The sequence below is a fragment of the Actinomadura pelletieri DSM 43383 genome (assembly GCF_003634705.1).
Lineage (GTDB): Bacteria > Actinomycetota > Actinomycetes > Streptosporangiales > Streptosporangiaceae > Spirillospora > Spirillospora pelletieri.
This window is the reverse complement of sequence record NZ_RBWU01000006.1, coordinates 160,798-172,446: the sequence shown is the minus strand read 5'-3', so window position 1 is coordinate 172,446 and position 11,649 is coordinate 160,798. Positions and strand designations below refer to the sequence as shown.

11 protein-coding genes are annotated in these 11,649 nt (G+C 71.6%); 3 read left to right on the top strand and 8 right to left on the bottom strand.

The genetic code is table 11. From position 1 onward, the window contains the following. Nucleotides 1-14: 14 nt before the first annotated feature. From resB to BZB76_RS26020, 5 genes are all read right to left on the bottom strand, one after another. Nucleotides 15-1,739, bottom strand: coding sequence for a cytochrome c biogenesis protein ResB (gene resB, locus BZB76_RS26040; RefSeq protein ID WP_121437064.1), 1,725 nt, complete (start codon nt 1,737-1,739; stop codon nt 15-17). A 1-nt stretch (nt 1,740) separates the two neighbouring features. Further along, on the bottom strand, nt 1,741-2,484 hold the full coding sequence (locus tag BZB76_RS26035) for a cytochrome c biogenesis CcdA family protein (protein WP_121437063.1): 744 nt from the start codon (nt 2,482-2,484) through the stop codon (nt 1,741-1,743). A 46-nt stretch (nt 2,485-2,530) separates the two neighbouring features. Next, nucleotides 2,531-3,127, bottom strand: coding sequence for a TlpA family protein disulfide reductase (locus BZB76_RS26030; RefSeq protein ID WP_121437062.1), 597 nt, complete (start codon nt 3,125-3,127; stop codon nt 2,531-2,533). A 64-nt stretch (nt 3,128-3,191) separates the two neighbouring features. Continuing rightward, entirely contained in the window at nt 3,192-3,830 is a 639-nt protein-coding gene (locus tag BZB76_RS26025) for a histidine phosphatase family protein (RefSeq protein ID WP_121437061.1), read from the bottom strand. Between the two features lie 90 nt (nt 3,831-3,920). Next, nucleotides 3,921-4,847 (bottom strand): LysR family transcriptional regulator, encoded by a 927-nt coding sequence (locus BZB76_RS26020; protein ID WP_121437060.1) that lies wholly within the window; start codon nt 4,845-4,847, stop codon nt 3,921-3,923. A gap of 72 nt (nt 4,848-4,919) precedes the next feature. Between BZB76_RS26020 and BZB76_RS26015 the strand changes: the two genes are divergently transcribed. After that, complete coding sequence (locus BZB76_RS26015) at nt 4,920-5,840, top strand: EamA family transporter (RefSeq protein WP_121437059.1); 921 nt, start codon at nt 4,920-4,922, stop codon at nt 5,838-5,840. A gap of 6 nt (nt 5,841-5,846) precedes the next feature. Beyond that, nucleotides 5,847-6,713 carry a dihydrodipicolinate synthase family protein gene (locus BZB76_RS26010; protein WP_121437058.1) on the top strand — a complete coding sequence of 289 codons (867 nt, stop codon included), beginning with the start codon at nt 5,847-5,849 and terminating at the stop codon, nt 6,711-6,713. 18 nt (nt 6,714-6,731) lie between these two features. Here BZB76_RS26010 and hemL read toward each other — a convergent pair whose 3' ends face one another. Continuing rightward, nucleotides 6,732-8,027, bottom strand: coding sequence for a glutamate-1-semialdehyde 2,1-aminomutase (gene hemL / locus BZB76_RS26005; RefSeq protein WP_121437057.1), 1,296 nt, complete (start codon nt 8,025-8,027; stop codon nt 6,732-6,734). A gap of 110 nt (nt 8,028-8,137) precedes the next feature. Here hemL and BZB76_RS26000 point away from each other — a divergent pair, with 110 nt between their 5' ends. After that, complete coding sequence (locus BZB76_RS26000) at nt 8,138-9,865, top strand: serine/threonine-protein kinase (RefSeq protein ID WP_121437056.1); 1,728 nt, start codon at nt 8,138-8,140, stop codon at nt 9,863-9,865. Nucleotides 9,866-9,869: 4 nt separating this feature from the next. Here BZB76_RS26000 and BZB76_RS25995 read toward each other — a convergent pair whose 3' ends face one another. Together BZB76_RS25995 and hemB are read right to left on the bottom strand one after the other, a co-directional pair. Next, the gene (locus BZB76_RS25995; protein WP_121437055.1) at nt 9,870-10,532 is read right to left on the bottom strand and encodes a bifunctional DNA primase/polymerase; all 663 of its coding nucleotides are present in this window, start codon (nt 10,530-10,532) and stop codon (nt 9,870-9,872) included. Between the two features lie 104 nt (nt 10,533-10,636). Next, nucleotides 10,637-11,641, bottom strand: a complete 1,005-nt coding sequence (gene hemB, locus BZB76_RS25990; protein WP_121437054.1) for a porphobilinogen synthase — start codon at nt 11,639-11,641, stop codon at nt 10,637-10,639. Nucleotides 11,642-11,649: the final 8 nt, after the last annotated feature.

Below are 11,649 nucleotides of genomic sequence, written 5' to 3'. Positions count from 1 at the left end.
TGTTGCTCACCTCGTCACTCCTTCGATTCTGTCGCCGGGCCGGAGTCCGGATCGGCGTCGGCTTCGGGCTCGGCTTCGGGCTCGGGCTCGGCGTCGTCGTTCTGGTCGGCGGCGTCCTGGTCGGCTTCGGGCTCCGGCTCCTGTTCCGGGCCGCGCAGCGCGGTCACGATGTCGTCGAACTCCGCGGTCGGGTTCCCCAACGTGAGGCCGCCGACCTCGACCACCGTACGCCCGCCCTCTTCGGCGCTCGCACGGACCCACACCCTGCGCCGCCGCACCATGAACGAGGCCACCACGCCCAGCACCGCGAGAATGGCCGCGATCAGGGCCGGGACGCGTCCGGGGTCGTGGTTGACCGACAGGGTCGCGTACTCCTTGAGCCCCTCGAACGTGATCGAGCCCGCGCCGCCGGGGAGCTTGAACGTCTCCCCCGGTTCCAGCAGCTTCTGGCCGTCCTTGACGGGCTGGAGCGTCTTGCCGATGCCCTCCAGCCGGTAGACGGACTGCGGGGTTCCGGTGTCCAGGCCGATGTCGCCCTTGAACGAGGAGATCGTGACGACCGGACGCAGCGGCGCCGGGAACGCCGAAACGATCTGCTTGCCGCTCTCGTCGGCCATCGCGGTCGGCCACAGGATCCCGTAGAAGGCGAGCTGGTCCGGCCGGGCGTCGGGAGCCTTGATGACGCCCTCGGACGTCAGGTTCCTGGGCTCCATCTCCAGGAACGGCACCGCGTCCCGGAACGCGACGTCGCCCTTGGCGTCCCGGACGGTGAACACCGGCGCGTACCCGTGGCCGAGCAGGTAGACCTTGGTGCCGCCGACCTTCAGCGGATGGTTGATCCGCAGGTCGTACCGTTCGTCCTTGCCGTCGGGCTCGGCCCGGTAGCGGATCGCGGCGTTGAACCCGGTGGCCTGGCCGCGTTTGCCGCCCTCGGTCTCGTAGGTCGCCTTGAAGTCGTCGAGGCTGATGGTGAACGGGGCGAGTTCGCCGTCGTTGAAGGCCCGTCCGGGCGTGAACTGGTCGTACTGGTTGAGGGAGTTGGCGAACGTCTTGCCCTCGGTCAGCAGCACGTCTCCCCGGTAGCCGAACAGGTTCCCGAGGCCGAGCGCGAACAGCAGTGCCAGCAACGCCAGGTGGAACAGCAGGTTGCCGGTCTCGCCCAGGTAGCCCTTCTCGGCGGACGCCGCGCCGTCGGACACGTCCACCCGGAACCGCCGCCCGCGCAGCACCTTGCGGGCCTCGGCGAGGACGTCGTCAGGGGACGTGTCCGTCTCGAACCGCGCGGACTGCGGCAGCCGTTCCAGACGGCGGGGTGCCGCGGGCGGACGGGCCCGCATCGACCGGTAGTGCTTGCCCGCGCGAGGAATGACGCATCCGGCGAGCGAGACGAACAGCAGGATGTAGATCGCCGCGAACCACGGCGCGGCGAACACGTCGAACATGGAGAACCGGTCGAGCCACGGACCGAGCGTCCTGTGCTCGTCCAGGTAGGCCACGACCTTCTCCGGCGCCTGTCCCCGCTGCGGCAGGACCGACCCGGGAACCGCGCCGAGCGCCACCAGGAACAGCAGGATCAGCGCCGTGCGCATCGTGGTCAGCTGCCGCCAGCCCCAGCGCAGCCAGCCGAGCGGGCCGATGCCGCTCGGGCGCGGCACCTCCTCCGGCGCCTGCCGCGCCGCGGGGGCCCGCGTGCCCGACTCGGGCTCGGACTCCTTGACGTCGTCCCAGATGTCAGTCATCTCAAATAACGGGTTGGAAGCCGCTGATCCACGACTTCAGCTCGATGGTCAGGTCGCCCCACAGGCCGCTCACCAGCAGCGCTCCGATGAGCACGAGCATGCCGCCGCCGGTCCGCATGACCAGAGGGTAGTGGCGTTTCACCGCGCCGAACGCACCGAGCGCCCGGCGGTAGGCGATCGCCGCGGCGATGAACGGCAGGCCGAGCCCCGCGCAGTACGCCAGCGACAGCAGCGCGCCGCGTCCGGCGCTGGCCTCGGTGACGGCGAGGCTCTGCACCGCGCCGAGCGTCGGGCCGATGCAGGGCGTCCAGCCGAGCCCGAACAGCACGCCGAGCAGCGGCGCGCCCGCGAGCCCCGCCGCGGGCAGCCGGCCCGACTTCACGGTCCGTTGCAGCCCGGGGATGAGGCCCATGAACGCGAGACCGAACACGATCGTGATGACGCCGAGGACGCGGGTGATCGGATCCTGGTACTCCAGCAGCCAGCGTCCGAGCCCGCCGAAGATCACGCCGTAGCTGACGAACACGACGCTGAACCCGGCGATGAACAGGATCGCGCCCGCGAGGAGCCGGCCGCGCCGCTGGTCGGCGAGGTCGGCGCCGGACATGCCCGTCACGTACGACAGGTAGCCCGGGACGAGCGGCAGGACGCACGGCGAGGCGAACGAGACGAGCCCGGCGAGCGCCGCCAGCGGTGCCGCCGCGACCAGCGACCCGCTGACGACCGTCTCGGTGACGGTGCTCATGTGCCCGTGCTCATGATCCTGCGCTCATGCTCGTGTGCTCACCGGCTCATTTCTCCGCGAGGACCTTGGTGACCAGCGGGTTCAGCTTGGAGTACGTCGTCGCGCCGATGACGCGGGCGGCGATGCGTCCCTGCCGGTCGAGGACGAGCGTGCTCGGGATCGCGCTGGGCGGCACCTCCCGGAACGCCAGGGTGACCTGCCCGTCCGCGTCGAACAGGCTCGGATAGGTGACCTTGAACCGGCGCTCGAACGCCAGCGCGTTGTCCTTGGAGTCCTTGAAGTTGACGCCGAGGAACTCGACGCCCTTGGCCTTGTTCGCGTCGTACACCTGCTGGAGGGACGGCGCCTCGCCGCGGCAGGGCGCGCACCACGACGCCCAGAAGTTGACGACGACGACCTTGCCCTTGAGATCGGTGAGCTTGACCTGTGTCCCGTCCAGCCGCTGACCGCCGACGCCCTGGACGTTCTTGCGGGCGCCGGGCTTGAACTCGGTCAGGCTGCCGTCGCCGGACACGAACCGCGTGTCGTCGTCGCCCTGCCCGTTCTCGGAGGCGCTGGTCCCGGCGCACCCGGCCAGCAGCCCGCAGAGCGCCACGGCGACGCCCGCGACGACGGCGCGCGGTGGGGAGACTCGGGGGCTCAACGGACCCTCCTACTTCACCGTCCATGTGCTACTACAGGATGTAGTACACAACCTAGTGGTGCGGTCAGGCACCCGCGACACTGGGGCCCTTGGCGATCCCGGCCGCGGGTTCACAGTAGGCGACGTCCACCAGTCGGCTGCCCTCGAACGTGAGGCTGGTGAGGCTCGCCAGCCCGCACTCCCGCCGCTGCGGGTGATGCCAGAGGCGGCGGCGTTCGGCGTGCAGCCGCAGCACCCAGATCGGCAGCTGGTGGCTGATGCAGACGGCCTCGTGGCCCCGCGCCGCCTCCCGCGCCCTGATCACGGCGGAGCGCATCCGGGCGGCGAGTTCCTTGTAGGGCTCTCCCCAGGACGGCCGGAACGGGTTGACCAGGTGCCGCCAGTGCTCGGGACGGCGCAGCGAACCGGCCCCGGCCCCGAACGTCAGCCCCTCGAAATGGTTGCCGGCCTCGATCAGCCGGTCGTCCACCGTCACGGGCAGGTCGAACGCGTCGGCCAGGGGCGCGGCCGTCTCCAGCGCCCGCTGCATCGGTGAGGAGAACAGGGCGGCCACGTCCCGTTCGGAGAACCATTTGGCGGCGGCCTTCGCCATGAGGACGCCGTCCTCGCTCAGGCGGTAGCCGGGCAGTCGCCCGTACAGGATTCCCTGGGGGTTGTGCACCTCACCGTGCCGCAAGAGGTGAACGATCGTCTTCTCGGTCATCGCTCGTCAGATTACCTACGCCCCTGCCTCGCCCTACCCACCGGCCACGCCCTTGGCGACGTGCGCTTCGTCTCGTTCGCGGACGGGCGGTCAGTGCGGCACGGGCGCGACGGCGGGAATGTCGGCGGGGACGGCGGCGCGCAGCGCGGTGACGGCGGCGCGGATGGCGGGACGGCGGGCGGCCTCCTCGCGCCAGACCGCGTACACGCGGCGCGACAGCGGCGCCGCCAGCGGCAGGATCACCACGCCGGGCGGGACGTCGCAACGGCCGAGGCGCGGCAGGATGACGTTACCGAGACCGGCGGCGGCGAGGGCGAGTTGTGTGGCGAACTCGTAGGCCATGTGGTCGATCCTGGGTTCGCTGTCGACGGCGCGCAGCGTTCGCAGCAGCCAGTGGCAGCAGATGCTGTCCGGCGAGGAGCTGATCCACGGGTCGCCGGCCAGTTCCTTCAGGTCGACGGTGGCGCGTCCGGCGAGCGGATGGGTCGCCGGGACCGCCACGTCCGCGACGTCGTCGCAGATGACGCCCTTGTGCAGGCCCTCTGGCAGCGGCAGCGGCTCGTTGTTCCAGTCCTGGACGACGGCCATGTCGTAATCGCCGCGCGACACCAGCGGCATGCTGCGCATCGGGTCTTCCTCGATGGCCTGCACGCGCAGGTCGGGATGCTCGACGCCGAGGGAGCGCAGCGCCGCGGGCATCAGCCCGCGGATCGCGGTGGGAAACGCGGCCACGGTGAGCTGCCCGACGACGGAGCCGCGGTGGGCCTCCAGATCGGCCTGCGCCTGCTCCACGAGCGACAGGATCCGCGCGGCGTGGGCGACGAGCAGTTCGGCGGCGTCGGTGAGGCGCACGCCCCGGCCGTTGCGTTCGAGAAGCTTCTGACCGGTCTCCCGCTCCAGCTTCGCCAGTTGCTGGGAGACCGCCGAGGTGGTCACGTGCAGGACGTCGGCGGCCGCGCTGACCGAACCGTAGGTCGCGACGGAGTGCAGCGCACGCAGCCGTTCCAGATCAAGCATGAAGCAATACTAAATCGAGGTGTCAAGAAGTTCTCGCTTGTCCTAAAGCAAGTGTTTCCTCACGATCAAGTTATGAGTTTGCGCCATGTCCTGCTGGCGACGCTGATCGCGGCGTTGTGGGGCTTCAACTTCGTACCCATCCACTGGGCTCTTGAAGACGTCCCGCCGCTGCTGATGGCCGCGCTGCGCTTCGTGCTCGCGGCGGTGCCCGCCGTGTTCTTCGTGCGGCGTCCGCCGGTTCCGGCGCGCTGGCTCGTCCTGGTCGGCCTTCCGCTCGGCGTGGGGCAGTTCGGGCTGCTGTTCGTCGGCATGCACATGGGGATGCCCGCGGGGCTGGCGTCGGTCGTCCTGCAGATCCAGGCGATCTTCACGGCGCTGTTCGCGGGACTGCTGCTGCGCGAACGGCTCGGCGTCCGGCAGGTCGCGGGCATGGCCGTCGCGTTCTGCGGCGTGGCGCTGCTCGGCATGGTGCAGTCCGAAGGCGGCAGTCCGGTCGACGCCTTTCTCGTCTGCCTCGGCGCCGCCGCCTGCTGGGGGCTGGCGAACGTCGGGATGCGGCAGATGAACAAGGCGGCCACCGGGCCGATCGACGCGTTCGGGTTCATGGTGTGGGTGTCGTTGGTGCCGCCGTTGCCGCTGTTCGGCCTGTCGCTGATCTTCGAGGGGCCGGGGGCGGTGCCGGACGCCGCGCGCGACCTGTCCCTGACCGGGCTCGGCTCGCTGGCGTACATCGCCTACATCTCCACGCTGTTCGGCTTCGGCGTGTGGGGCTGGTTGATACGCCGGTACGAGGCCAGCACCGTCGCCATGTACTCGCTGCTCGTCCCGCCGTTCGGGCTGGTCTCGGCCGCCCTGCTGCTCGGCGAGCACGTGGACGCGCCCCGGCTCGTCGCCGCGGCTCTGATCATCGCGGGGGTCGCCGCGGGCAGCGTCCGGACACGGCCCCGCGTCCAGATCGCGCCGCCCGAACCCCAACCCGTCGAAACGAGGTGAGAGACGATGCGCGGAATCCACGCGTCGCTCGTGACGCCGTTCACCCACTCCGGTGAGGTGGACGCCAAGTCGCTCGAACGGCTCGCCGTGCACTGCCTGGAGAACGGCGCGGACGGCCTGGTCGCGCTGGGCACGACCGGCGAGGCGGCGCTGCTGAGCCCCACCGAGCAGCGGACGGTGCTGGAGGTGTGCCGCGCCGTCTCGATCACGTACGGGACGCCGCTCATCGTCGGCGCCGGAACGATGGGCACCGAGGACTCGATCCGGCAGGCCCGGGAACGCGCCCCGCTGGCGGACGCGCTGCTCGTCGTCGTCCCGTACTACCTGCGCCCGTCCGACGACGCCGTCGTCGACCATTTCGCCGCCGTGGGCGCGGCCGTGGACGTCCCGCTCGTCCCCTACAACATCCCCTACCGGACGGGAAAGCAGCTCGGCGCCGACACCCTCCTCAAGATCCTCGCGCTGGACTGCGTCACCGGCATGAAGCAGTGCGCGGGCGCCGTCGACGCCGACACCATCGCCCTGCTCGCCGCCGGTGCGGACCAGGGGATCCTGTGCGGCGACGACATGTACATCTATCCGATGCTCCAGCTCGGCGCGTCCGGCGGCGTCGCCGCGTCCGCCTGTCTCGCGCCCGCCGCCTACGCCGCGATGGACCGCGCGGTCCGCGACGGCAACGCGGCGCGCGGGCTGGCGATCCACAACGCGCTGCTTCCGATGGTGCGGGCGCTGTTCGCTGAGCCGTCGCCGTCCGTCCTCAAGGCCTGCCTGGCCGAGGAGGGCCTGATCGACACCCCGGCGGTGCGCGCGCCCCTGCACGCACCGGACCCCGCGTCCGTCACCGCCGCCCTGCGGGCCCTCCGCGTCGGCTAGGCGGCCGCCCTGGCCTCGTCAGGCGGCCGACCTGGCGGCGGCTCGGGCGGCGTGCGGGAGGGCGTCCAGGACGCGTCCCAGCGCCTCCTCGTCGTGCGCGGCGGACAGGAACCACACCTCGTACGCGGACGGCGGCAGGTACACGCCGCGTTCCAGCGCCGCGTGGAAGAACGCGCCGTACGCCTTGACGTCCTGGCGCTGCGCGGCGGCGAAGTCGCCCACCGCCCCGTCGGTGAAGAACACCGAGAAGAGGTTGCCCGCGTTCTGCACCGAATGCGGGACGCCCTCCCGGGTCAGCGCCTCCGACACGGCCTTGGACACGATCTCCGCCGCATGGTCGACCGCCGCGTACACCTCGTCGGTCGCGTGCCGCAGCGTGGCCAGCCCGGCGGCGGTGGCGAGCGGGTTCCCGGACAGGGTGCCCGCCTGGTAGACGGGCCCGGCCGGGGCGAGCTGGTCCATGATGTCGGCGCGTCCGCCGAACGCGGCGGCGGGCAGCCCGCCGCCCATCACCTTCCCGAACGTCATGAGGTCGCCCGCCACGCCCTCGATGCCGAACCATCCGGACCTCGACGCCCGGAAGCCCGTGAGCACCTCGTCCAGCACCAGCAGGGCGCCGTACCTCTCACAGAGGCGCTTCAGCAGCGCGTTGAAGCCCGACAGCGGCGGCACCACGCCCATGTTGCACGGCACGGCCTCGGTGATGACGCACGCGATGTCGGTGCCGTGCTCGTCGAACACCGTCTCCACCGCCGCGACGTCGTTGTACGCCAGGATCAGCGTGTCCGCGGTGGTCGCGCCCGTCACGCCGGGGGTGTCGGGCAGCCCGAACGTGGCGACGCCGGAGCCCGCCGCGGCGAGCAGCGAGTCCACATGCCCGTGGTAGCAGCCCGCGAACTTCACGATCTTGGTGCGTCCGGTGAAACCGCGCGCCAGCCGGATCGCCGACATCGTCGCCTCGGTGCCGGAGTTGACGAGCCTGACCTTCGCCACCGGGGTCCGTGCCGTGATCTCCTCGGCCAGCTCGACCTCCCCGGGCGTCGGCGCCCCGTAGGAGGTGCCGCGACCCGCCGCGTCCCGCACCGCCGCCACGACGGCCGGATGCGCGTGACCGAGGATCATCGGGCCCCACGAGCAGACCAGGTCGACGTACTCGGTGCCGTCCGCGTCCGTCAGGTACGGGCCGCGCCCGGACGCCATGAAACGGGGCGTCCCGCCGACGGCGCCGAACGCCCGAACCGGCGAGTTCACCCCACCGGGGACCACATCGACGGCACGATCGAACCACTGCTGAGAGAGATCAATACCAGTCACCGGTTCAGTCTCTCAGTTGCAGTTCGGCGACTTGCCTTGACCTCGCCGGGTACGGGCCGATATTCCACCAAGTACGGCATCGAGGCCGGGCGGGTGTTCTTCGGAGGGGGATGGCTTTCACGGTGGTCAACGGCTGGACGGTCCCCGGCTTCACCCACGAGCGGGAGTTGGGTGACGGCGCCACGGGCCGGGTGGTACTCGCGGTCGACGACCTGACGAGTACCAAGGTCGCGATCAAGTATCTCGACGGCGCGCTGTGCGCCGACGAGGTGTTCCTGACGCGGTTCCGCACCGCCGCGCGGAGCCTGTCCCAGCTCGAGGACCCCAACGTCGTCGACCTGTACGACTTCGTGGAGACTCCGGACGGCGCCGCGATCGTGATGCAGTACGTCGAGGGCGTCAGCCTGCGACACGTCCTCGGCGTACAGGGCCCGACCGGGCCGCTCGCGGCCCTGTCCCTGTTCGGCGGGGTGCTCCTCGGCCTCGCGGCGGTGCACGAGCACGCCGTGTTCGTCCATGGCGCGCTGCGCCCGGGCAACATCATGATCGACAAGGAGGGCAACGCGCGGCTCACCGACTTCGGCACCTCGTCGGCCGGGACGGTGGCGCAGTCCGGTCCACCGTACGCGGCGCCCGAACTGTGGGACGGCGCGTCCGTCTCCGTCGCCACCGACCTGTACGCGGCCACCGCGGTGTTCTACGAGTGTCTCACCGGGCAGCCCCCGTTCGCCGGACGGAACATGGCGCGGCTGCACCGGGAGGCGCCGATCCCCGCCGACGAGGTCCCCGGCCCGCTGCGCGACCTGATCCACCGGGGCCTGGCGAAGGATCCCGCTCAGCGCCCGGCGTCGGCCGCCGACTACCTCGCCGCGCTGGAGGAGGCGGCCGTGTCCGCGTACGGGCCGTCCTGGGAGGCGCAGGGCCGCGGACGCGTCACCGAACTCGCCGCGCAGGCCGCCCTCCGGCCCGAGCCGCCGAAACCGAAGCCGCCGCGCAGCAGCGGACGCAACCCGATCGTCGTCCCCGGAAACCGGGGCGCGGGCTCCCGGACGCGGTGGGCCGTCCCCGCCGTCGCCGCCCTCGCCGTCGTCATCGCGGTGGTGAGCGCCGTGACGCTGCTGACCGGCGGCGAGAAGGAGCCGCCGCCGGAACCGACGTCCGCGCAGCAGGTCAGCACCCCGCAGCCGACGCTGCCGGAGGGAGGCGTCGACCCGGCGCCGCTCGTCGCGCGGATCGACCAGGCCGTCACACAGGCGCCCGGCGCGCTGTTCAACTACCGGCAGACGGGCTGCTGCGGCCTCCCCGGCGCCGCCGGCAAGGGAACGCTCGGCGTGGTCCCCGGCGGGCGGCCGTCCTACACGCTGACGCTGTCGGGGACGGGCGCGGCCCGCAAACCGGTCCGGGCCGTGATCGTCCAGGACCGGCTCTACGTCCGCGCCGGGAAGACGTGGAAGTCGTCGCCGCTCGGCGGGCGCGGCTACCCGGCGCTCGCCGACCAGGTGCGCGTCGGAAGCTCGGTGGCGAACCTGACCGTGCTGCTGCGGTCGGCGACGAAGCTCACGCAGACCTCGTCCAACAAGTCCGGTGTGATCTACGAAGGTGCGGCCCCGGCCGCGGCGCTGGCGCAGAACCCCGGCGTCGGCCCCATGTACACGCGGATGGCGCAGGCGACCGGCGCCCAGGACATCGCGTTCGCCATCAAACTCGACACCGAACACCGGCCCATCAAGTTCTGGGTCCGTGCCGGGCCGGAGAACGGCCGCAACCAGACGCTGCGCGGCTCCTACACCGGGTGGGGCCAGAAGCCCGCCATCCAGGCGCCCCCGAACGCCCCCTGACCGCTCAGCCGGCGGTGTCGCAACTGTCGGAGAGGACTTCGAGGAGGCGGAGCGGGTCGGGGAGCGGTCCGGTCGTCGGGGGCCTCAGCCAGGCGACCTCACGCCCCGACGGGAGCCGGGACGGCGGCGCGGTCACGTAACTGTCCCGGCAGTGCCACCGCATGCCGGGGGTCTCCAGGACGTCCTCCGGGAAGCAGTCGAGGTGGCAGGACCACCATTCGTCCTCGTCGACCGGGGCGCCGCGGGTCGCGACGAAGAACAGGTGCCGGTCGCCGCCGAACGACGCGACCGGCCCCACGGGCAGGTCGTCGCGGTCGATCCGGTCGAGGGCGGCGGCGCCCGCGGCGGCGGGGACGTCGAACACGTCGAAGACCCGCCCGGTCGGCAGGATGATGTTGGCCTGCGGACGTTCGGACCACCAGCGTTCGATGACGGCGGAGTCCACGGTGGCCTGGTGCGCCCACGCCGCCGACACCGGATGCGCACCGGGGTCGGGACAGCCGATCCGGTCGCACGAACACGCCCGGTCACCGCCTTTGCGCACACCGGTTCGCGGCGGATGCGCGCCGGGAAAGCAGGACCAGCCGAGTTCGGCGTACTCCCGCGCGGCCGAGGCCATCCGGTCGCGCGCCGCCCTCAACCGCCTGTTCCCCGAGACAGCCAGCATCTCCGCCCCCAATACCCCAAGGTCGAACGTGGGTTCCTGGCTATCGATGATGCCCGGCGAGGGTGGGGGTCGACACGGCAACCCCCCGAAACGACCCCAAGTGACTAGACATCCCGAACGTTCGACGCCCGCAGAATCCGGGCCGCCTCGGTGGCCCAGTAGGTGAGCGTGATGTCGGCGCCCGCCCGGCGGATCGACATCAACGACTCCATGATCGTCCGGGTTCGGTCGATCCAGCCCTTCTCGGCGGCGGCCTCGATCATCGCGTACTCGCCGCTCACCTGGTAGGCGACGACGGGGACGTCCACGGTGTCACGGACGCGGCCGATGATGTCGAGGTAGGCGCCCGCGGGCTTCACCATGACCATGTCGGCGCCCTCGTCGAGGTCGAGCAGCACCTCGCGGACGGCCTCGTCCGCGTTGGCCGGATCCTGCTGGTGGGTGGAGCGGTCACCGAACCGGGGCGCGCACTCGGCGGCGTCACGGAACGGGCCGTAGTACGCCGACGCGTACTTCGCCGAATACGCCATGATCGCGACGTCGGTGCGGCCGGCGCCGTCGAGCGCCGCGCGGATGGCGGCGACCTGGCCGTCCATCATGCCGCTCGGGCCGACGACCGCGGCGCCCGCCTCGGCCTGCGCGAGCGCGATGGCCGCGTACCGCTCCAGGGTCGCGTCGTTGTCGATCTCACCGGACGCGGTGAGGACGCCGCAGTGCCCGTGGTCGGTGTACTCGTCCAGGCACAGATCCGTCATGATCACTGTGGCGTCGCCGAGGTCGGACGTCAGATCGCGGAGGGCGAGCTGGACGATGCCGTCCGGGTCGTCGGCGGCGGAGCCGGTGCCGTCCTTCACCGCCGGAACGCCGAACAGGATGATCCCGCCGACGCCCGCCTCGACCGCCTCGTGCGCGGCCTTGCGCAGGCTGTCGCGCGTGTGCTGGACGACGCCCGGCATGGACGAGACGGGCTGCGGTTCGGCGATGCCCTCCTTGACGAACATCGGCAGCACCAGACCGGCCGGATCGAGCCGGGTCTCGGCCACCATCCGGCGCAATGCGGGCGTGCGCCGCAGCCGCCGCGGCCGCGCGACCGGAAACCGAGCGGACATGATCTTCT

Bases quoted from the DNA above. Each gene is read 5' to 3' on its own strand.
- BZB76_RS26025 (WP_121437061.1), bottom strand. From the start codon at position 3,830: ATGACCGAGAAGACGATCGTTCACCTCTTGCGGCACGGTGAGGTGCAC.
- BZB76_RS26020 (WP_121437060.1), bottom strand. From the start codon at position 4,847: ATGCTTGATCTGGAACGGCTGCGTGCGCTGCACTCCGTCGCGACCTAC.
- hemB (WP_121437054.1), bottom strand. From the start codon at position 11,641: ATGTCCGCTCGGTTTCCGGTCGCGCGGCCGCGGCGGCTGCGGCGCACG.
- resB (WP_121437064.1), bottom strand. From the start codon at position 1,739: ATGACTGACATCTGGGACGACGTCAAGGAGTCCGAGCCCGAGTCGGGC.
- BZB76_RS26010 (WP_121437058.1), top strand. From the start codon at position 5,847: ATGCGCGGAATCCACGCGTCGCTCGTGACGCCGTTCACCCACTCCGGT.
- BZB76_RS26035 (WP_121437063.1), bottom strand. From the start codon at position 2,484: ATGAGCACCGTCACCGAGACGGTCGTCAGCGGGTCGCTGGTCGCGGCG.
- BZB76_RS25995 (WP_121437055.1), bottom strand. From the start codon at position 10,532: ATGCTGGCTGTCTCGGGGAACAGGCGGTTGAGGGCGGCGCGCGACCGG.
- BZB76_RS26000 (WP_121437056.1), top strand. From the start codon at position 8,138: ATGGCTTTCACGGTGGTCAACGGCTGGACGGTCCCCGGCTTCACCCAC.
- BZB76_RS26015 (WP_121437059.1), top strand. From the start codon at position 4,920: ATGAGTTTGCGCCATGTCCTGCTGGCGACGCTGATCGCGGCGTTGTGG.